We start from the raw sequence: 21193 nt of genomic DNA on the forward strand, positions 1-21193 counted from the left end.
TGATTACTCCTTTTCCAGTGGTAAACCAGCTTCTCTCATTTTTTCTCTGAACTCTTCCTCGTATTCTTCATACGTATGCGTATGGACGGTGTAATTCCAGGGGTTCACATGCCTTTTGGCCCGGGTGGTATTGGCCAGGTTGCGCGTGGGTGACAGGAAAATCCCTCCGGCATGCATCAGTTTGCTGTAGGGGAAGTAAGCCACCAGCGCGCTGACCAGCAGCAGATGAACATAAAACAGGGTGCCGACGTTTTCCGGGACGGCGGGATTGAACGTCAGCAACCCCATGGCGAAGGCCTTGATGGCCAGAATGTCCACCTTGGCGAAGTAGCGCATCAGAATTCCGGTGGCGGCGATGCCGATAATCAGAAAAAGCGGGAAATAGTCGGACGCCAGTGAGATGTATTTGATCTGGGGCAGGAAGATCCTTCTGCCCAGCAGCACCAGCAGTGCGCCCAGCAGCACCAGGCCGGACATGTAAACGCCGGGCAGGCCGACGGCAAAGTAAGGGGAGAAGAACTCCAGGCGGAAAAAGGAATCGGCGTTTTCGAGAAGCCGAATCACCAGCGGGACCGGCTCGAAGAAAAACCGCATATGCCGGAGAAGGACCACGGCAAAGGCATAATGAAACGCCAGGGCCGTTGCCCAGAGAACGATTTCCCAGCGATAGGAGAGCCGGTAGTTTTCCTTGAATTTGGCTTTGGTGTTTCGAAACAGGGAGCGGAACGTCAGCACCTCAAACAGCATGCGGATGACCACCCCGATGGTTGTGCTGGGGTTGTCAATTTTGTCCTGCTGAATCCAGGGCAGGCTTTTCTGCTGGCCGCAGGTCGTGGGGATGCGAAAGGGAACGGCGGAATTGGCCCAATTCAGCACCTTGCGGGTTACTCCGACAATGAACAGGACGACGGCCGCGTAAGGGATGATGATGCCGAAAAATCCTTTCAATCCCAGTGTGTCGACCCCTATCCAGGTCAGCACAATGAGGACCACAACCGTTGCCAACGAGAACAGATAGTTTACATTCATCAACAGCACCTCTCTATAAAAAATTCATCCATCATGGCCGCTGAAACCGGCTGATTCTCGAACGACCAGTTAATCAGTTGGTTTGCTCCGGGTCCGACACCAACCCCGCTTTTTCAAATGCTTTGAATACTCTGTTCCTGGCCTCATAGGCCCGAAGCTCAAAAATTTTTTCCCGGCACTCCATGTATTTGTCGAAACCGAGCAGAACCAGTTCATCAATTTTTTTATCCAGTTGCCGATATGGACCGGAATTATCGTTGTCGCCCTGGCCGCCCGTCACGTCCCGGATAATCTGTTTCAGTGAAAAAATAAAAGAGACCGCTTCGGAAGGCGCAAAGGACTGAACGGCTCGGACCCGGATGGCGGCATCCAGGCACTCCGACAACTCGTTCTGAGACGCCTGCGAAGCCAGGCCATCAATGACTTTTGTCAGGCTTTCGGAAAGACTACCGGCCACGGGGTTGGCAAACCGGTCTTTCTCCCTTAAAAAAAAGGAAGCGGTTTCCGCCGGGTAAGTTTTGAGGGCAACCTCGATCCATTGCCTGGTAATGGACTCTTTATGGCCGGCTATTAAGGATTCAACGGTTGGCATGACTGTTTTCCCAAATACTCAACTGGCCTGTCCCCTTCCCGAAAATAAATCGTCAGAAGCATGCCGACGACCGCTTGCCTGCACATGGTACCGGACACGCGATACCGCTACGATGTTAAAAAAAGTTTATATAATCAAGCAATTTTTTTCTGTCAAGGAAAAAGGGACGTTGCCGTCGATATCATTAATAGAGGCCGTTACGGCTCATTCGGGCAGGATATTCATCTGCCGCCACGCAAAATTATTGCCTTGACATCAAGCGGCTGAAGGTGGTATCCGTTTCACCGTTTCATGTTTTTCCGGCGGGGCGTAGCGCAGCCTGGTAGCGCACTTGCATGGGGTGCAAGGAGCCGCAGGTTCAAATCCTGCCGCCCCGACCAAAAAAGTCATTAGCCCGCATTCAGATGTTTCCTTAATGTGGCCTTAATAAAGATCCTCAGAAAGCAGTACGGCTTCGGCTACATCCCGCAGGGGCTTGCGTGAATCCATGCTGCGTTTGCGGATCCAGCGGTAGGCCTCGTCGATCTCCATGCCGCGTTTGCGCATGAGTACTTCCTTGGCCCGTTCCACCATTTTCCGGGTTTCCAGTTCTTCGCGGATGATTTTAGCGTCCAGGGCCAGCTGGGTATTGTGGATTGCCACCGCCGCCTGGTGGGCCACGGCGGTGATCAGATTGACTTCCGTTTCGGAAAAGTCGTGGGGCACGGCGGTAAAACAGTTCAGCACCCCGATGACCTCGTTGTTTTTGATCTGCATGGGAATGCCCACCATGGAAACCAGGCCCAGCTTTTCCGCCATGGCCTTTTCCTTGAACCGGTCGTCCCGCAGAACATGGCGGACAATGATCGGCACTTTGTTGGTGGCCACGTAACCGACGATCCCCTCATCCAGGTTCAAGGTGCGGTCCTTGACGTATGCCGGATCGATGGCCTGGGTGGCTTTCAGCCGGATTTTTTTTCCATTGCCTTCTTCCTCAATCATCCACAGGGAGCAGATTTCCACGCCCGTGACCTTGGCCGTGACCATGACAATCAGCTTGAGGATGTCTTCCAGATATTGTTCGGAGGCCACCGCCCGGCTGATATCCGCCAGCGCCTTGAAGTATTTCTCCGCCTCCGGGTGGTCGGTGGTGTGCGGCATTTCACGATTCCTGATGGCCGTTTCCGGTTGGTTGCATGAATGTTTGTATTCCGGTTCCACGGAACAACTGTCTTTTATAATAAAAGATTCCGCCTGTCAACCGCGTTCGGTCGCCGGCGGTGAATAACCGCTTGTTTTTCTGATGCTTATGATGCTATAAAACAAAGGAAAAACGGGCGGGTGAAGAACAGATGGTCTTCCCGTCCATTATTCAATTTTCAGCATGCAATACCATACAACTTAAGGAAGCGATGAACCCGGACCGGCCCTCACAAAGGACTATTCTCCCTCCGGCGCTGCAGCCCGGAGACGCCATCGGTATTGCCGCCCCGGCCAGTGCCTTTGATGCCAACCTGTTTCAACGGGGGATCATGGCGCTCGAATCGCTGGGGTTCCGGGCAATCATCCCGGAGAACCTTTCGTTGCAGAGAGGGTATCTGGCCGGGACGGATGCGCACCGGGCCGCCATCATAAACCGGCTTTTTTCCGATAGAGACGTGAAAGCAATCATGTGCGCCAGGGGCGGGTTCGGGTCCCTGAAAATTCTGTCCATGCTCGATTATGACCTGATCAGGACCAGGCCGAAAATTTTCGCCGGGTTCAGCGATATAACCGTACTCCTGTCAGTTTTTTTTGAAAAAACAGGGCTGGTGACCCTTCATGCTCCGGTCATCACGACGCTGGCGGATGCCGGGGAGGCAACACGGACGGCGCTGGCATCGGCATTCATGTCACCGGCGCCCACGACACTGGCGGCGGTGGAAGGGATTTCGCTGGTGCCGGGACGGGCCACGGGAATCGTTCGCGGCGGCAATCTTGCGTCCCTCTGCCAGCTGACCGGCACTCCCTATCAACCGGATTTGAAAGGGAGCCTGCTGCTGCTGGAAGACACGGCTGAAGCGCCTTACCGGATTGACCGGATGCTGACCCAGATGCGTCTGGCCGGGTGTCTGGACGGCGTGGCCGGGGTAATCCTGGGGCGGTTTGACCAGTGCGGGGAGATGCGGGAGATTTACGATATCGTCAGAGCCTGTTTTACCGAATCGATTCCGATTCTGGCCGGGCTGCCGGTGGGGCATGAAGGAGATAACCTGCCGTTGCCCCTGGGATTGAGCGCCACCCTGGACGCCGACCGGGGGACGCTGGCATACGACTCGCCGGCGCTGTCAACAGCGGTCCGGAAAGTGCCATGAAAGAAGCCCGGCGCCTGATGGAGGAGGGGGTCGCCCGGGGGGTCTTCCCGGGGGGCGTGCTGCATGTCCGGCGGAACCGCCGGGATCTTTTTCATGAGGCTTATGGGCAGGCCGATCTTTTTTCACGCCAGCCCATGACCCGGGACACGGTTTTTGATCTGGCATCGCTGACCAAGCCTCTGGCCACGGCCCCGGCCGTTTTGAAGCTGGCTGATGAAGGCCGTCTGCGCCTGGACGATGCCGTCGGCGATATCCTGCCGGAATTCCGGGGTACGGATAAACACGCCATTACGCCGGTGCAACTGCTTCTGCATACTTCCGGGCTTCCCGCCCACCGCGAATACTTTTTGACGCTGGCCCGCCTTCCCCGTCAGGAAAGGGATCAGGCCCTGCTCCGGCTGCTGGCCGGAGAACCTCTGGAATACGCCCCCGGCCGCCATCAGGTATACAGTGACCTGGGTTACATGGTGCTCAAATATGTGGTGGAAAAGGTGTCCGGTAAACGGCTGGATGTTTTCGTTCATGAATTCCTCTACGCGCCTCTGCGCATCCACGATCTTTTTTTTATCGATATCCACCGGGAGGATCCGGCCGCGCTGGAGGTAATGCGGACGGAAAGAGCTTTTGCCGCGACCGAAGACTGCCCCCGACGGGGCTGCCTCGTCAAAGGGATGGTTCATGATGATAACGCCTATGAGGCCGGGGGGGTCGCCGGCCAGGCGGGATTGTTTGGCACCACCACAGCGGTGGCCCGGTTTCTGGACGCGCTGCTGGATATCCATGGCGGTGAAACGCCGGTGGGGATTTTGTCAAGAGAAACGACGGCGCTGATGCTGGCGCCCAAGCCGGGATCCGGACGAACCTATGGGTTTGACACCCCGGATCGTGAGAATTCCAGTGCCGGCCGACTGTTTTCTGATACAACCGTGGGGCATCTGGGCTTTACCGGCGTGTCCGTGTGGCTGGACATTGCCCGCGCCGTAACCGTTCTGCTGTTTACCAACCGGGTTCATCCCCGCCGGGATCATAACGAATTGAAAGCGTTTCGCCCGATTCTCCATGACGCCGTTATGTCGGAATTGACCGGTCAAAATCCGGCGGTTTTTTAAAAATAAGATATTTTCCCTTGTGCCGGGGACGGTTTATTGATAGAAATAAAAGATATTTTTCAATCAGGGATGTTTTTAACAATTTGTTTTTTTATGAAGAATTGACCGGGGCGCGGTGGTGAGACAGCGGTTCCGGCTCGTCGCCTCCGGTATGATCAATTATGAAAAAGGATTGTCATGAATCTTCTGTCGGATACTTTTTTGGGCTTTTTTTCCAGCGATCTGGCGATTGATCTGGGGACTGCTAATACGCTTGTGTTTGTCAAGGGTAAGGGGGTTGTCTTGAGCGAACCGTCCGTGGTGGCCATACGGACCGACACCCGGGTCAAGAATCGGGTGGTGGCTGTTGGCGCGGAAGCCAAACGGATGCTGGGCAGGACGCCGGGAAGCATTGTGGCAATCCGGCCTATGCGGGATGGTGTGATCGCGGATTTCGAGGTGGCGGAAGCCATGCTGCGCTATTTTATTCTGAAGGCGCATAACCGGCGCAAGTTTGTCCGGCCGCGAATTATTATCGCCGTGCCATCCGGTATTACCGAGGTCGAGAAGCGGGCCGTTAAGGACTCGGCCGAACGGGCCGGCGCCAGGGAGGTTATCCTTATGGAAGAACCGATGGCGGCGGCCATCGGCGCAGGCCTTCCGATCACCGAGCCGACCTGTAACATGGTGGTGGATATCGGCGGCGGAACCACTGAAGTGGCTGTGATTTCTCTGGCCGGCATTGTTTACAGCCGGTCGCTGCGGGTGGCCGGTGACAAGATGGACGAAGCCATCGCCCAGTACATTAAAAGGAAATACAATCTGCTGATCGGCGAGCGAACGGCCGAACTGATTAAAATAACGATCGGCAATGCCTATCCGGATGAAGAGAACCTGGAAACCATCGAGGTGAAAGGCCGGGATCTGGTATCCGGTATTCCCAAGATACTGGCCATAGATTCAGAGGAGATTCGCCTGGCGATTTCCGAACAGATCGAAGCGATTGTGGAAACCGTCAAAATGGCTCTGGAACAGACGCCTCCTGAACTGTCGGCGGATATTGTTGATCGTGGAATCGTACTGACGGGAGGGGGCGCCCTGCTGAAGAATCTGGACAAGCTGCTTCGGGAAGAGACAGGCCTTCCCATAACCATCGCCGATGATCCTTTGATAACCGTTGCCGTTGGTACCGGTAAAGCCCTGGATAACATTGAAGTCCTGAAGCAGGTCATGCTGTAGACGGAAAATCTTCCGAATTATTCAGGGGCGAAACCGGCGTGTTTTAGCGTTTTTCCGGCGGCGTTCAGCCGGCATGTCATTGTGGTTTACCATCATACAATATGTTTTCACGAAAATTTTTGATTGTAGCCGCCGTTATTCTTATCTTGCTCGCCCATGTGGTGTTTCTCTTCTTTACCAGCCGGCGCAGCACTTATCCTATCGGCGGCGGAACTCTCGGCATTTTTATCGTAGCCCCGATTCAGGATATCTTGACCAGTTCGGCCCGTTTTATAAGACAGACCTGGCACAACTATTTTGATTTGGTTTCGACCGCGGAAACCAGCCAAAAATTAAAAGTGGAGGTGCAACGGTTGGTTGCTGAAAACAACCGCTGCAGGGAAATTGAGCTCTCCAACGAGCGGCTTCGCGCTCTGTTGGATTTTCACAAGGAGTTCGATATCCAGGTGACGGCCGCCGAAGTCGTGGGCCGGGACCCCTCCGGATGGTTTAAGACGGTTATTGTCGATAAAGGATCCGCGGACGGGGTGAGAAAACGGATGCCGGTGGTAGTCGCGGCCGGTATCGTCGGTCAGATCGTTGATGTGTCCCGTTATTACTCCAAGGTTCTGCTGGTGATCGACAGGAACAGCGCGGTGGACGGTTTATGCCAGCGGTCAAGGGCCCGGGGGATTGTCAAGGGCTCTGATGTGGACAATCAGTGCGATTTTATTTACGTGTTAAGAACCAGCGATGTCATCGCCGGAGACATGGTGATATCTTCCGGGCTGGACGGGATCTATCCCAAAGGCTTGCCCCTGGGACGGGTTTCGGGTGTAATGAAAAAAAAGTGCGGTATGTTCCAGAACGTTGAGATTGAGCCATTTGTCGATTTTGATCGTCTGGAGGAGGTTCTGGTAGTGTTGAATCAGCCGCAGCTTGACTTCACGGATATCCAATGATTTATCTCTTTTATGTTTTCACCGCTTTGGCGCTGATCCTTCTGGAAACACTGGTGCTGGCGGTTTATCTGCCGTCCGGTTTGACCTATGACTTATTGATCCCTCTGGTGGTTTATCTGTCGTTTTTTCATCCCAACGGCAGGACGATTTTATTGATTCTGTTCCTGGGATTGATCGTGGACGGATTAACCGGCGGGGCGATGGGCGTTTATGCGCTGACCTATTTTTGGATTTTTGCGGGCGCGCAACTGGTGGTCCATTATTTGCAGAAAGACAATCTGGCCTTGATGGCCAGCGTAATTCTCGCGGGGATTCTTCTGGAATATGCTTTTTTACTGACCGTTGCGGGTTTGTCCGGAAACGCGTTGCCGGTGGAGAAGCACCTGGCCGGTATTCTCATTGGCCGAATGATTGTGGCGGGCACAACGGGACCAGTTATGGTGTGCGCCTTCAAATGGTTATATGGCGGCAAGAAGACCATTCCGGATATAGCAGAAGTTGATTTGTCCGGCACGCCGGAACGCAAGCCGCAGGGCAGCAACTGATCCGGTGATGCTGTTCCCCTGAGCGTCATGGATGGAGCCGGGGCGGATCATTCAAGTATTGAGACGCCCTTTTTCTTGTTGGGACTGGTTTTGCGCATTTTTCATCGTCATGAAATTGCAAACGACGGCCGGTTAAGCGGCAGGCGGGATGTGGCGACGTGAAAAATTTTTTCCGGACAGTGGACCTTGATGTCTATAGAAAACGCCTCATCCTTCTCCTGCTGATGATAACGGCTGCCTTTGCCGTCCTTTTCTCCCGACTGTTTTTTTTGCAAATTATTGAAGGAAGCGACTATCTGCGGCTGTCGGCCAATAATTGTATCCGCCTTCAGGATATCGACCCCCTGCGGGGACTGATTTTTGACCGGAACGGGAAATGCATGGTGGACAATCGGCCCTCCTTTGATTTGACCATTATTCCCCGGGACGCCGGTAAAATCGACGACACCTTGGCGACGCTGGCGGAGATTACCGGTTTTACCTTTCAGGATCTGAAGAGCAGTTATTCGAAAAACAAAAAAGGGGGATATCAACCGATTCTGTTGTCCGCTGACGTCAGTCGGGACGTCCTGGCGGCGGTGATGGCCAATAAATTTGATATGCCGGGAGTGATCATTCATCTCAAACCCTTGCGGCATTATCTTTATGACCGATTTGCCGCTCACCTGATCGGATATCTGGGTGAAATCAGCAAAAAAGAACTGGAAGAGAGGGAGTTCACCGGTTACGAGGCCGGTTGTTTCGTGGGAAAATGCGGTGTGGAGAGGGCCTTTGACCGCCATCTGCGAGGACGAAAAGGCGGTTCCCAAGTGGAGGTTAACGCCAACGGGCAGGTCAAACGGATTTTAAAAACGGTTCCCGCCGAAGCCGGAAACAGCATTTATCTGACGATTGATTTTGAATTACAGAAGAAGGCCGAGGCCCTGCTGGAAGGATTGTGCGGAGCGGTCGTGGCCCTGGATCCGCTTACCGGGGAAGTCCTGGCGCTATGCAGCAGCCCTGCCTTTGATCAGAACAGCTTTATCAGCGGTCTGTCTGGAAAAGCGTGGCGGGAGCTGGTATCGGATCCCCGGAAGCCATTAAGCAACAAGGCGATTCAGGCGGAATACCCGCCGGGATCGACATACAAAATTGTAACGGCGTTGGCCGGTTTGCAGGAACGGTTGATATCGCCGGCGGAAACCTTTTTCTGCCCCGGATACTATCAGTATGGAGACCGTCTTTTCCGTTGCTGGAAAGAGCATGGGCACGGCCAGGTCGGTATGGTAAACGCCCTGGCGCAATCCTGTGACGTCTATTTTTACCAGCTGGGCCAGAGAGCCGGAGTGGAACGGCTGGCTTGGTATGCCAAGGGGTGCGGCCTGGGCCGTCCGACCGGCATCGATCTGTTCGGGGAAAAAGCCGGTCTGATACCGTCGGAGAAATGGAAAAGGAGCCGTTTGAAACAGCCTTGGTACAGCGGTGAAACTCTTTCTGTTGCTATCGGTCAGGGCTACAATCTGGTAACGCCGATTCAGATGGCGGTGCTGGCGGCGGCCGTTGCCAACGGGGGAATGATAAAAAAACCCCTGATCATGAAAAAGATTGAAACCATGGATGGTATCGTTGTCGAGAACGGACGGACAACGGATGAGGGAAGACTTCCGGTTGACCCGGCTGCGCTGGCGGTTGTCCGGGAGGGCCTTTGGAAAGTGGTCAATGAACCGGGCGGAACGGCCTATTATCGTGTTCACGATGAAGCACTGGATATCAGCGGGAAAACCGGGACGGCACAAGTCGTAGCCAGCCCCAAGGAAAAAGATGGTCGTTTGTCGGGTCTGGTTGACGCCATTAAACCACATGCCTGGTTCATCGCCTACGCCCCCTCTGTAAATCCGAAGATCGCCATGGCGGTCGTGGTGGAACGGGGAGGTCACGGATCCAGCGTGGCGGCGCCGATTGCCAGAGAAATGATCAGTATGTACCTGAATGGAAGTCCGGATCCGGAACACTGCCCTCAACCGTTGGCGTCAGAATAGGGGACACGCCGGAAAGGAAGGAGATCATGGCCGAAGGAGAAGAGGGGAAAAAACAGGTGGACTGGGGGATCCTGGTGCCTGTTTTCCTGCTGGGCATTATCGGGATCATGACGATTTTCAGTGCAGCCGCGTCGGAAACCCCTGACCTGCAGAAAAGGCTTTGCCTCAAGCAGGCGATGTGGTTTGCCGGCAGCATGATGATGATTCTTTTTTTTCTTTTTTTTAATTATAAGCGACTTTTTTCCTGGGCGGAGGGTATTTATATCGTCAGCATTGTTCTGTTGATCGCCGTGCTTTTGCTCGGACGTGAGGCCGGTGGGGCCCGGCGCTGGCTGCCCCTGGGCCCAATTTCCGTCCAGCCTTCGGAGATGATGAAGATGGCGCTGGTCATCATCATTGCCAAGTACTATTCCCAGAAATCGATTACGGGGGGCCTGACGTTAAGGCATCTGATCGTTCCCATGGTGCTGACAGCCGTTCCGTTCGGCCTGATTCTGGTCCAGCCGGATCTCGGGACCGCCATGCTGCTGGTGTTGATTACCGCATTCATGACCGGTTTTGTCAAGGTGAGACGGCGGACGGTTCTGGTATTCGGGGGAGCGCTGATAGCCGCAGCTCCCCTGATCTGGATGTTTCTGTTAAAATCGTATCAGAAACTCCGGGTGCTGACCTTCCTGAACCCTGATCGTGATCCCCTGGGCGCCGGATACCATATTATTCAGTCAAAGATCGCTATCGGTTCCGGCATGCTGTTCGGCAAGGGATACATGAAAGGGACCCAGAACGCGCTGGCTTTCCTTCCGGAGCAGCATACGGATTTCATTTTTTCGGTGCTGGCGGAAGAATGGGGGTTGGTCGGTGCCGGCGCAGTGCTTCTGCTTTATCTTTTTGTAATTGTCTGGGGAATCGGTATTGCGTATAAGTGTAAGGATCCGTTCGGTATTATTTTGTCCGTGGGCGCCATCGGAGTAATTTTCTGGCAGGTTGTCATCAATGTCGGTATGGTAATGGGGTTGATGCCGGTGGTCGGCGTCCCCCTTCCGCTGATCAGCTACGGCGGTTCGTCGGTGCTGACGTTTATGATGGCCATAGGGGTGCTGATGAATATCAGCATGAAGAGAACCTGGATTGAATAGTGATACCTCGTCGGGTAAGATCTGAAACCACATCAGAGAGGGGAGGCATAATGCGCAAGACAAAGGAGACGGCTCCGATAACGACCATTCTGGGAGTGGAAACCGCCGTTGAAGGCTCCATAGCCTTTACCGGTACGGTTCGGCTGGACGGCAGGGTTTCCGGAAAAATCGAAAGTCAGACGGGAACGGTTATTATCGGAGAAAAAGCCGTGATTGAAGCGGATATTTCCGTGGGCGTGGCTATTATCATGGGACGGGTCAAAGGGGTCATCGATGCCGCCAACCGGATCGAGATTTATCCTCCGGCGCAGGTGGATGGAGATATCCAGTCGCCGGTCATTTCCATTGATGCCGGGGTCCAGTTTAACGGCAAATGCACCATGAAACCCCGCGGAACAACGTTGGAGAAGAATCTTCCTCCTTTCGGTTCCCGGGAGGCGGAAGCGGGAGGAAAAGTTAAAAATTTTCCAAAAAACCTTTGACATTAATTAACGCTATGGTATAAGAGCAGTTTGTTTTGCATTTTATATGTGTTTAATTAAGAATTTTTGTAATAGCGACAGTGGTTTTGATTGCCGGAGGCGTTTTTATGGGATGTGATCGAAAATGGGTGTCGGCAGGAATAACCGTAGGATCCGGGGTATTCCTTTTAACGGGAGCCGCCCAGGCTTCAGGTGGCGGTATCAGTGTTTTCCCGGACCAGTCGTGTATTCTGCAGATCATTAATTTTCTGGTTTTGATCTGGGCGCTTAATATTATTTTGTATCGGCCGATGCGGAGCATAGTGGCCAAGCGTCAGGAGCACATGTCCGGTCTGGACAAAGATATTGAGCAGGCTAAAAAAGAGTTAAGCGAAAAGGAAAATGCTTACGCGGGTGCCATCAAAGAGGCCAAGACTGACGGCATGAAAGCAAAAAACGCTCTTCTCGAGGAGGGGACCGCGGAGGAAAATAAAATAATCGAAGAAATTAATCAGAAGGCCCAGCAGGCGCTGGCTGATAACAAAGCCAGAATTGCCCAGGATGTGAAAAAAGCAGCCGCGGATTTGCAGAAGGAAGTGGAAGCTTTTGCAGCAGATATCGGCCGGAAAATCTTGGGGAGGGAGCTTTCATGAGGACAACGGGAACATATAACTCATTGTTTAACCTGTCCAAATCGGCGAAGAAAACGGTTTTGATGGCGGTTACGGTCTGCCTGTTGCTGACGGCGGCAGGCCTTTGTGCCGCCAGTGAGGGGAATGCTGAAGTCATATGGAAAAAAACAGATTGGTATAAAGTGTTGAATTTCGCCGTTCTGGCGATTGCCCTGATTGTAGCGGTCCGCAAGCCGGTATCCAACGCCTTGAATGGACGGATTGAAAAGATCAAAGAAGACCTGAAAGTTCTGGAAGCGGAAAAAGAAGCGGCGGAAAAACAGTTGAATGAATATACCAGACGGATTGCTTCACTGGATCAGGAGGTGGAGGCCATTCTGAAGGATTATCGTCAGCAGGGAGAGGCGGCAAAGGAAAGGATTCTGGCCAGCGCCAGGGAGTCCGCCGATAAAATTACCGAACAGGTCAAAAGAAATATCGAAAATGAATTCGAAGTGGCCAGAAAAAAACTGCGGGAGGACATTTTTGATCAGGCGGTTGTCCGGGCGGAGGTGCTGGTAAAGGGAAAGATAACATCGGCGGATCAGGACCGGTTGGTTGAGGAATATTTAGAGAAGGTGGTGCTATAGTGAAGAACTATGCTATTTCAAGGCGTTATGCTAAAGCGCTAATGCTTATCGGCACCGAGGACAATCAGGCCGAGCGTTACCAGGAAGAACTGGAGGGCTTTGTCGGTGTGCTGGACGGCGAGAAGACCTTTGAGGATTTGATGGTCAATCCTTTGTTCGCGGCCGAGGACCGCAAACGGGTTTTGGTGGCGGTCATGGACAAGATGGGGCTGTCGCAGATTGTCAGATCGTTCCTTGTTCTGCTGTTTGAAAAACGTCGCATTGATCATATCCGCGGAATAACCGATTATTACAAGAAGCTTGTCGACGAGTTTAAGGGAATCGTTCGCGCGGATGTGGTGTCGGCCACCCTGCTTTCCGACGACGCGGTTGAAAAAATCCGCGTCTCCCTTTCCAGGATGACCGGGAAGAAGATTATCCTTGATATCAAACAGGATGAGGCTCTTATCGGCGGCGTGGTGACCAAAGTTGGCGATATCGTATTGGATGGAAGCATAAAAACCCAATTAGCAAATATGAAAGAATCTTTAAGAAAAGGTGAGAGAGTCTAATGGAAATAAGAGCAGAAGAGATCAGTCAGGTTATCAAGGAGCAGATTAAGGGGTTCGACAAAAAGGTCGAATTGAGCGAGACGGGCGTGGTGCTGTCCGTCGGCGATGGTATCGCCAGAGTCTACGGCTTGACAAATGTGATGGTTCTGGAACTGGTCGAATTTCCAGGAGGCATCCTCGGTCTGGCGATGAACCTGGAGCAGGACAGCGTCGGTATCGCCGTTATGGGTGACGACAGGCATATCAAGGAAGGCGATATTGTCAAGCGGACCAAGCGTATCGCGGAGATCCCCGTCGGTGAAGGTGTTCTGGGCCGTGTTATCGACACCACCGGCGCACCGCTGGATGGCAAAGGACCGATTGCCTCGACTGAAAGCCGCCGTATTGAAATGGTCGCGCCGGGCGTTATTGCCAGAAAGAGCGTTCATGAGCCGATGATGACCGGTTTGAAAGCGATTGACTCCATGACCCCGGTCGGGCGGGGGCAGCGGGAACTCATCATCGGTGACCGTCAGATCGGTAAAACGGCAGTAGCCGTTGACTCCATCATCAGCCAGAAAAATACCGATGTTTATTGTATCTATGTCGCCTGCGGTCAGAAAAAATCGACAGTTGCCCAGGTCGCGGCTATCCTGGAAAAACACGGCGCCATGGAATACACCACCATCGTCGCGGCCAACGCCAGCGATCCGGCCTCTCTGCAGTTTCTGGCGCCTTATGCCGGGTGCGCCATCGGCGAATATTTCAGGGATAAAGGTCAGCACGCCCTGATTATCTACGATGACCTTTCCAAACAGGCGGCGGCTTATCGTCAGGTTTCCCTGCTCATGAGACGGCCTCCCGGCCGTGAAGCTTACCCCGGCGATATTTTTTATAACCACTCCCGTCTGCTGGAGCGCGCCGCCAAGCTGAATGACGAACTCGGCGCCGGTTCCCTGACGGCCCTGCCGATTATTGAAACCCAGGCCGGCGACGTTTCCGCCTATATCCCGACGAACGTTATTTCCATTACGGATGGCCAGATCTACCTTGAGCCCAGCCTTTTCTTCGCTGGCGTTCGTCCGGCCATTAACGTCGGCCTGTCCGTCTCCCGCGTCGGCGGTGCCGCCCAAGCCAAGGCCATGAAACAGGTCGCCGGAAACTTACGGCTGGATCTGGCCCAGTACCGGGAACTGGAATCGTTTGCCGCTTTCGGCAGTGATGTTGACGAGGCTACACGCAAACAGCTGACTCGTGGCGCCAGGTTGGTGGAAATCTTAAAACAGCCGCAGTACAAGCCGCTGCCTCTGGAGAAGCAGGTATCGATTATTTATGCTGGTACCAAGGGATATCTCGACAAGTACGACACCGGCGTTCTCGCCAAATATGAAGAGAGCCTGTATGCCTTTATTGAGAACAAATACCCGCAGCTGTTCAAGGGAATTGCCGAAAAGAAGCAGATCACCGATGATATCGATGCGCTGTTGAAGCAGGCGCTCACCGCCTTTGACGAGGAGTTTAAGGACACGGTTAAATAGCGACCGGGTTTGAGCGGATAATGCAGACCGGTTATTAATAAGGGTAATAAAGCATGGCGAGTTTAAAAGAGGTCAAGTCGAAAATATCCGGGGTTCAGAAAACCAAAAAGATCACCCGGGCAATGAACATGGTGGCCAGCTCCAAGATGCGGGGCTCCCAGATGGCCATGGAAGCTTTTCGCCCCTATGCGGAGAAGTTTTCTGAAGTCCTGGGCAGCCTGGCGGAAAAAGCCGGAGATGAGGCCAGTCCCCTTCTGGTTCCCCGCGACGAGGTAAAAAAAATTCATGTGGTCCTCTGCACCTCCGACCGTGGTCTGTGCGGGGGGTTTAACAACAAGCTGACGGAACAGGCCAACTCGTTTCTGAAGGAAAAATCCGGTCAGAACATCGAGGTTTCCCTTACCCATTTCGGAAAAAAAGGATTCAAGTGGGCGCAGAAGAATAAACTGACCATCTGGTCAAGCTACCTTGATGTGGTGGGCACAAAAATTCCTTTTGACGTTGCCATGAAGGCCGGCCGAAAGCTGATTGACAGTTTTCTGAACGGTGAATGTGACGAGATCTATGTGATCTATTCTGAATTTCAAGGTATGTCCCGGCAGGTTCCGACGTTGCAGAAGCTGTTGCCGATCCCACCGCTGGAAACCGGGAAAACAGGGGGCGACTCCGGAGGTGATGCCGCTTTTCAGGCCGAGCACATCTGTGAGCCTTCAGCCCGTGAATTGATGGCGGAGATGCTTCCGCGTAATATTTATATTCAGCTCTACAGAGCCCTGCTGGAAACATCCACCAGTGAACATGCCGCCCGCATGGCGGCCATGGATAATGCCACCAAGGCCTGTAACGATATGATCGACGCGCTGACGTTGACTTATAACAAGGCGAGGCAGGCAGCGATTACAGCGGAATTGATGGATATTGTCGGCGGCGCCGAGGCGCTTAGAGGATAATTTTTGAATCGGATTTTTTCATAATAGTGTTTGGGAGGTTATAAATGGGAGAGAATATAGGGAAGATCACGCAGGTCATGGGACCGGTCGTCGATGTGGAATTCGCGCCAGGTAATCTGCCGCCCATCAAAGACGCTTTATTGATCACCAACCCCGCCATCAACGATGAACCGGGAAACTTGGTGGTGGAGGTGGCGCAGCATCTGGGCGACAATGTGGTGCGGACGATCGCCATGGACATTACCGACGGACTGGTTCGCGGGGCTGCTGTCACGCACACCGGGAAACCGATCATGATGCCGGTCGGCGCGGCCGGACTGGGGCGGGTTCTCAATGTTGTGGGCAGGCCGGTGGATGGCCTCGGTCCCATCAGCCAGGAAAAAATGCTGCCGATTCATCGGCCGGCGCCGAAATTCACCGAACAGGACACGGAAGTGCATGTTCTGGAGACCGGTGTCAAGGTTATCGACCTGCTGGTTCCCTTTCCCCGCGGCGGTAAGATGGGCATGTTCGGCGGGGCCGGCGTCGGTAAAACCGTTATCATGATGGAAATGGTTCATAATATCGCCATGCAGCATGGCGGTATTTCCGTTTTCGCGGGCGTCGGCGAGAGAACCCGCGAAGGCAACGACCTCTATCATGAAATGAAAGATTCCGGCGTTCTGCCCAAGGCCGCCCTGATTTACGGACAGATGACCGAACCTCCCGGAGCGAGAGCACGCGTTGCCCTGTCCGCCCTGACGGCGGCTGAATACTTCCGTGATGTGGAAGGTCAGGACGTGCTGATCTTCATTGACAACATCTTCCGGTTTACCCAGGCCGGTCAGGAGGTTTCTTCTCTGCTGGGTCGTATTCCTTCCGCGGTCGGTTACCAGCCGACGCTGGCGGTTGACCTGGGCGAACTTCAGGAACGCATCACCTCTACCGATAAAGGCTCCATTACAGCGGTACAATGTGTGTACGTTCCCGCCGATGACCTGACCGACCCGGCTCCGGCAACAACGTTTGCCCATCTGGACGGTACCGTGGTTCTGTCCCGTCAGATCGCTGAACTGGGGATTTATCCCGCAGTGGATCCGCTGGATTCCACCTCCCGTATTCTGGACGCCAACTATATCGGGGAAGAGCATTACCGCACGGCTCGTCAGGTTCAGCAGATTCTTCAAAAATATAAAGAACTTCAGGATATTATCGCTATTCTCGGTATGGAAGAGCTCTCTGATGAGGACAAGCTCACAGTTGAGCGCGCCCGGAAGTTGCAGCGGTTCCTGTCTCAGCCGTTCCACGTGGCCGAAACTTTTACCGGCATGGCCGGCAAGTACGTGAAAGTGGAAGATACCGTCAGGGGATTCAAGGAGATCTGTGAAGGCAAGTATGATGACCTCCCTGAACGGGCCTTCTATATGGTTGGGTCTATCGAAGAAGCCGTTCAAAAAGCGGAAAAGATGAAACAGGAAGCCTAATTTTTTTTAGCCCGGGGAGTTGATTTGTAAATGGCACAGAATATTAAGTTGTCGATTGTGACACCTGAAAAAGAGGTGGTCAGCGATGATTGTCAGATCGTCATGGCTCCTGGATCTGTTGGTGAATTCGGCGTGCTTTCTGGACATACGCCCTTTTTGACTTCCCTGAAAATCGGCGCGATTCGTTATACGGATGGTAGTGGTAAAGAGCACATGGTGTTTGTCAGCGGAGGCTTTGCTGAAGTGTTGCCGGATAAAGTGACCATTCTGGCCGAATCGGCTGAAAGCAAGGAAGCTATCGATGCCAATCGTGCGGAAGCAGCCAGGGACAGAGCCGAAAAACGAATTGCCGAGGCGGGTAAGGATTTGGATATGATCCGGGCGCAAGCGGCGTTGGCAAGGGCGATACAGCGTCTTAAAATTGTGTCATCCTTATAGGCCGGTTTTTTCGCCGGTTGCCGGCTTGTGTTTTAAAATCAGGGGCATGCCTTTAGCAAGGGATGCCCCTTTTTTCTGGGGAGATGATGGGGGCGGGATTATATGAATATGGCAATGAACGGGGGAGAGGGCATCGCGGTCGTGATTCTGGCTGCGGGTATGGGCACCCGGATGAAGTCCGAAAAAGCCAAGGTGCTTCATGAAATCGCCGGAAAGAGCATGATCAGTTATGTCTTGGAAACCGCTCTGGGCGTTACCTCCTGCGACCATATCGTGGTGGTTGTCGGTTGTCAGGCAGATGCGGTTCGCAGGGAGGCGCTGAAAAGGGCAGCTGTAAAATTTGCCTACCAAAGACAGCAGCTTGGCACCGGACATGCGGTCTTGTGCGCTATGGACAGCCTCGCGGAAAATGTCCGGGATGTTGTTATCCTGTCAGGGGATATGCCTTTTATCAGTCAGAAAACGGTTAATGCCTTGATTGATAAAAAGAGGAGCGATGAGTTGGATATGACCCTTCTTGCTGCTAGAGTGGATTGCCCGAAGGGGTATGGCAGACTTCTTTTTGATGGTCAGGACAGGGTCCTGAAGATAGTGGAAGAAAGTGACGCCAGTGAACCAGAGAAATTGATAAATATAATAAACGCAGGAACTTATTGCGTCGACAAAGTGTTTCTGGAGTGGTCGCTAGCGCAGATCGGATCTGACAATAAACAAAAAGAACTGTATTTAACGGATATCGTCGGCATTGCCCGCAGTGCCAACAGACCGGCCGGGGCGGTGGTTGTGCAGGATCAGCATGAAGTTATCGGAGTAAACAGTCTGGACGATCTTGGCAGGGCTACAAGCTCATTATGCCAAAAAATGCGCTAATTTTCTTGACATTACATGTCATTGGCAATATAAATAATACATAATCTAGAGAGGTGTTTTGGGAACCATGGGAAATGAGCAGCTTTTTTCACAATTTGAAGAGATCGAGAAAAAAGTAGAAAAATTGTTTGATAAAATTCAATCGCTTGAATCAATTAATGCACAACTGAAAGAAACGATTTCGGATCTTGAGAAGGGAGCCAGGAAAAAAGCAGAGGAAGAAGAAAAGTACAGTGAGGAAAAGGCTTTGATTAGGTCCAAGGTTGATGGGTTAATTCAGAAAATAAATGCGTTTGTATCACAGGTGTAACAAAGATATTTTTCAGCAGTACAACAGGGCTGATTATTGACTGAAGATATAACGATAACGCTGTTGGGAAAAAGGTTAAGGTTCACGGCGGACGAGGGTGTCGCCGATGCCAGGCGGGTTGCGGAATTACTGACGCAGGAAGTGCATAAAGTAACAGCCAGAGAAAAACAACCGTCCAGCATGGATAATTTCGCCAAGCTGACTCAAGCCGCCCTGAATATAGCAAATGATTTTGTCGAACTGCAGCGACGATATACGGAACTGGAAAAAAAATTTACAGACAGATCAAATGCTTTGCTCAAATCAATAAACGCCCGTTTGTAAATAAAGCTGCTGCTGTTATCCGTATAGCCTGTTTCACCTGTAAGGTGATGTAACATAATCAGAGCCTCATGTTTGCCCCCTGCCGTGCAAGTGATTGACAGATGCTCTTTGTCCCAAATACAACAAGAAGGGAGCCGTCACTGATTTTGGTGTGCATGTTCTGCTGAAGCAGAAAAGCCTAAAAAAATCAAATGGCGCCCACGTTGTTAAAACCAGGTCAAAGACCTAACAACACGGCACAATGGCAGGGGGCTTTTTTTTGTGCCGCGTTTCCGACCAGTAGACATCCTTCTTCCTCGCAGTAATTTCAGGTTACAAAAGAGACCCCATTTTCCCGCTTTCCGGGTGTTGTGCGTTAAGGCAGCCCTGAAAACGGTCGCGGACTTTCGGGTTGACAAGACTTCAGGACAGTAGAAAGACAGAATTGAGTTTTTCGTGGGGTCGGTAAATCTATTTGGTCTTTACGTGGCATATGCCGCATAAGATGGGCTTGACATGGCAGGGACGTTTTGTGACATACGCCGCTGCAAAATAATAATACTTGGTTGAGGGGATCAACAATGGAAATAATATTTGCGATATTGGGGCTGGCGGTCGGGCTTGTCTTGGCGATATGGGTCCGTAAGAAAAATTATATAAAGCAGATGGATGACGCCAGGGCCGAGTCCGGTCGCATTTTAGAAGACGCCCGGTTGCGGGCTGAAAATCTCATCAAAGAAGCCAAACTGGAGGCTAAAGACAGGCTTCTGAAGATGAAAAGCGATTTTGACGCTGAAACCATAGAAACCAAAGGAGAACTGAAAAAACAGGAACAGCGCCTGATCTCTAAAGAGGAAAATCTGGATCGGAAATATGATCAGATCGAGCACAGAGAGCAGGAGGTTTATAAAAAAGAAAAATCTCTCCAGAAGCGGGAAGAAAATCTGGAAAAGAAAGAGACGGAATGCAATCGGATGTTTGATGAGCAGAAAAGGCAGCTGGAGGCCATTTCCGGTCTGACTTCCGATCAGGCCAAAGACATCCTGGTGCAATCCATGGAAGAAGATGCCCGGCATGAAGCCGCCAAACTGATTAAACGGATCACCACCGACGCCGAAGAGGAAGCCGACAAGAAGGCGAAAAAGATCATTGCCACCGCGATTCAACGTTATGCCGGCGATTTTGTCGCAGAACGGACTGTCTCCGTGGTTGAGTTACCCGGAGATGAAATGAAGGGCCGGATTATCGGTCGGGAGGGTAGAAACATCCGGGCGCTGGAAGCCGCTACCGGTATTGATTTGATTATTGATGACACTCCGGAAGCGGTAATCCTGTCCGGGTTTAATCCGGTCCGGCGAGAGGTGGCGCGGATTTCCATTCAGCGGTTGATAGCCGACGGCCGCATTCATCCCGCCCGTATCGAGGATGTGGTTAAGAAAGTAAAAGCCGAGGTGGATGTCACCATCAAGGAAGCCGGTGAGCAGGCTGCTTTTGATACCGGCGTGCACGGCATCAACCCCGAACTGATAAAAATTCTGGGCAGCCTGAAGTTCAGAACCAGTTTCGTCCAGAATGTGCTGCAGCATTCCGTGGAAGTGAGCTTCCTGTGCGGTATCATGGCGACGGAGCTCGGCCTGGATGCCAAGCTTGCCAAGCGTATGGGCCTGCTTCATGACATCGGCAAGGCCATTGACCATGAGGTGGAGGGCCCCCATGCCCTTATCGGCGCCAATGTGGCTCAAAAGTACGGTGAATCGGCGGAGGTCACCCACGCCATTTCGGCCCATCATGAAGACGTGGCGCCGGAAACTGTTTATGACCTTCTCGTCCAGGCCGCGGACGCTCTGTCCGGAGCCCGGCCGGGGGCGAGAAAAGAGCTCTTGGAAAACTATATCAAGCGGCTGGAGGACCTTGAGAAAATCGCTGCCGGATATAAGGGCGTGGCCAACGCCTTTGCCATTCAGGCCGGCCGGGAGTTGAGGGTAATGGTTGAGGGAGACAATATTTCCGATGAAAAGGCGGTATTGCTGAGCCGGGATATCGCCCGTGAAATAGAAGCCAAACTCACTTTCCCGGGCCAGATCAAGGTGACGGTGATCAGGGAAACCAGAGCCGTTGAATATGCCAACAAGTGAGCCGGTTAAGGGG

At 52.7% G+C, this 21193-nt stretch carries 22 protein-coding genes, 1 tRNA gene and 1 other RNA gene; 21 read left to right on the plus strand and 3 right to left on the minus strand.

From position 1 onward, the window contains the following. Positions 1 to 3: 3 nt before the first annotated feature. Complete coding sequence (gene dsrM, locus AB1724_00350; protein ID MEW6076245.1) at positions 4 to 1029, minus strand: sulfate reduction electron transfer complex DsrMKJOP subunit DsrM; 1026 nt, start codon at positions 1027 to 1029, stop codon at positions 4 to 6. 73 nt (positions 1030 to 1102) lie between these two features. Further along, on the minus strand, positions 1103 to 1621 hold the full coding sequence (locus tag AB1724_00355) for an RsbRD N-terminal domain-containing protein (protein MEW6076246.1): 519 nt from the start codon (positions 1619 to 1621) through the stop codon (positions 1103 to 1105). 303 nt (positions 1622 to 1924) lie between these two features. Here AB1724_00355 and AB1724_00360 point away from each other — a divergent pair. Then, a tRNA-Pro gene (locus tag AB1724_00360) sits at positions 1925 to 2001 on the plus strand. Positions 2002 to 2044: 43 nt separating this feature from the next. On the opposite strand, the gene AB1724_00365 is transcribed toward AB1724_00360, so the two are convergent. Then, positions 2045 to 2761 carry a GAF and ANTAR domain-containing protein gene (locus AB1724_00365; GenBank protein MEW6076247.1) on the minus strand — a complete coding sequence of 239 codons (717 nt, stop codon included), beginning with the start codon at positions 2759 to 2761 and terminating at the stop codon, positions 2045 to 2047. A 251-nt stretch (positions 2762 to 3012) separates the two neighbouring features. Here AB1724_00365 and AB1724_00370 point away from each other — a divergent pair, with 251 nt between their 5' ends. From AB1724_00370 to rny, 20 genes are all read left to right on the plus strand, one after another. Further along, positions 3013 to 3954, plus strand: coding sequence for an LD-carboxypeptidase (locus AB1724_00370; protein ID MEW6076248.1), 942 nt, complete (start codon positions 3013 to 3015; stop codon positions 3952 to 3954). Then, positions 3951 to 5063 carry a serine hydrolase domain-containing protein gene (locus tag AB1724_00375; protein MEW6076249.1) on the plus strand — a complete coding sequence of 371 codons (1113 nt, stop codon included), beginning with the start codon at positions 3951 to 3953 and terminating at the stop codon, positions 5061 to 5063. The genes AB1724_00370 and AB1724_00375 overlap by 4 nt, the downstream gene beginning before the upstream one ends. 177 nt (positions 5064 to 5240) lie before the next feature. After that, positions 5241 to 6281, plus strand: a complete 1041-nt coding sequence (locus AB1724_00380; GenBank protein MEW6076250.1) for a rod shape-determining protein — start codon at positions 5241 to 5243, stop codon at positions 6279 to 6281. A 101-nt stretch (positions 6282 to 6382) separates the two neighbouring features. After that, positions 6383 to 7222: a rod shape-determining protein MreC gene (gene mreC, locus AB1724_00385; protein ID MEW6076251.1), complete on the plus strand. Its 840-nt coding sequence runs from the start codon at positions 6383 to 6385 to the stop codon at positions 7220 to 7222. 26 nt (positions 7223 to 7248) lie between these two features. Continuing rightward, positions 7249 to 7767, plus strand: coding sequence for a rod shape-determining protein MreD (gene mreD / locus AB1724_00390; GenBank protein ID MEW6076252.1), 519 nt, complete (start codon positions 7249 to 7251; stop codon positions 7765 to 7767). A 158-nt stretch (positions 7768 to 7925) separates the two neighbouring features. Then, entirely contained in the window at positions 7926 to 9785 is a 1860-nt protein-coding gene (gene mrdA / locus AB1724_00395) for a penicillin-binding protein 2 (GenBank protein MEW6076253.1), read from the plus strand. A gap of 26 nt (positions 9786 to 9811) precedes the next feature. Continuing rightward, positions 9812 to 10921 (plus strand): rod shape-determining protein RodA, encoded by a 1110-nt coding sequence (rodA, locus tag AB1724_00400; GenBank protein MEW6076254.1) that lies wholly within the window; start codon positions 9812 to 9814, stop codon positions 10919 to 10921. A 50-nt stretch (positions 10922 to 10971) separates the two neighbouring features. Further along, complete coding sequence (locus AB1724_00405) at positions 10972 to 11403, plus strand: polymer-forming cytoskeletal protein (protein ID MEW6076255.1); 432 nt, start codon at positions 10972 to 10974, stop codon at positions 11401 to 11403. A 107-nt stretch (positions 11404 to 11510) separates the two neighbouring features. After that, positions 11511 to 12035, plus strand: a complete 525-nt coding sequence (locus tag AB1724_00410) for an ATP synthase F0 subunit B (protein ID MEW6076256.1) — start codon at positions 11511 to 11513, stop codon at positions 12033 to 12035. Continuing rightward, positions 12032 to 12643, plus strand: coding sequence for an ATP synthase F0 subunit B (locus tag AB1724_00415; GenBank protein MEW6076257.1), 612 nt, complete (start codon positions 12032 to 12034; stop codon positions 12641 to 12643). Before AB1724_00410 ends, AB1724_00415 begins: the two co-directional genes overlap by 4 nt. After that, positions 12643 to 13194: an ATP synthase F1 subunit delta gene (gene atpH / locus AB1724_00420; protein MEW6076258.1), complete on the plus strand. Its 552-nt coding sequence runs from the start codon at positions 12643 to 12645 to the stop codon at positions 13192 to 13194. The genes AB1724_00415 and atpH overlap by 1 nt, the downstream gene beginning before the upstream one ends. Beyond that, positions 13194 to 14711 carry a F0F1 ATP synthase subunit alpha gene (atpA, locus tag AB1724_00425; protein MEW6076259.1) on the plus strand — a complete coding sequence of 506 codons (1518 nt, stop codon included), beginning with the start codon at positions 13194 to 13196 and terminating at the stop codon, positions 14709 to 14711. Before atpH ends, atpA begins: the two co-directional genes overlap by 1 nt. Positions 14712 to 14764: 53 nt before the next feature. Continuing rightward, positions 14765 to 15661 carry an ATP synthase F1 subunit gamma gene (atpG, locus tag AB1724_00430; protein MEW6076260.1) on the plus strand — a complete coding sequence of 299 codons (897 nt, stop codon included), beginning with the start codon at positions 14765 to 14767 and terminating at the stop codon, positions 15659 to 15661. A 44-nt stretch (positions 15662 to 15705) separates the two neighbouring features. Beyond that, positions 15706 to 17124: a F0F1 ATP synthase subunit beta gene (atpD, locus tag AB1724_00435; protein MEW6076261.1), complete on the plus strand. Its 1419-nt coding sequence runs from the start codon at positions 15706 to 15708 to the stop codon at positions 17122 to 17124. 30 nt (positions 17125 to 17154) lie between these two features. Beyond that, entirely contained in the window at positions 17155 to 17562 is a 408-nt protein-coding gene (locus AB1724_00440) for a F0F1 ATP synthase subunit epsilon (GenBank protein MEW6076262.1), read from the plus strand. A 102-nt stretch (positions 17563 to 17664) separates the two neighbouring features. Further along, positions 17665 to 18432, plus strand: a complete 768-nt coding sequence (locus tag AB1724_00445; protein MEW6076263.1) for an NTP transferase domain-containing protein — start codon at positions 17665 to 17667, stop codon at positions 18430 to 18432. Positions 18433 to 18499: 67 nt separating this feature from the next. Beyond that, entirely contained in the window at positions 18500 to 18742 is a 243-nt protein-coding gene (gene zapB, locus AB1724_00450) for a cell division protein ZapB (GenBank protein ID MEW6076264.1), read from the plus strand. A gap of 36 nt (positions 18743 to 18778) precedes the next feature. Continuing rightward, complete coding sequence (locus tag AB1724_00455) at positions 18779 to 19066, plus strand: cell division protein ZapA (GenBank protein ID MEW6076265.1); 288 nt, start codon at positions 18779 to 18781, stop codon at positions 19064 to 19066. 73 nt (positions 19067 to 19139) lie between these two features. Next, positions 19140 to 19321: non-coding RNA, 6S RNA (gene ssrS / locus AB1724_00460), on the plus strand. Positions 19322 to 19611: 290 nt separating this feature from the next. Then, positions 19612 to 21180 (plus strand): ribonuclease Y, encoded by a 1569-nt coding sequence (rny, locus tag AB1724_00465; GenBank protein MEW6076266.1) that lies wholly within the window; start codon positions 19612 to 19614, stop codon positions 21178 to 21180. Positions 21181 to 21193 lie beyond the last annotated feature (13 nt).

Source organism: Thermodesulfobacteriota bacterium (assembly GCA_040753795.1).
Taxonomy (GTDB): Bacteria; Desulfobacterota; Desulfobacteria; order Desulfobacterales; family Desulfosudaceae; genus JBFMDX01.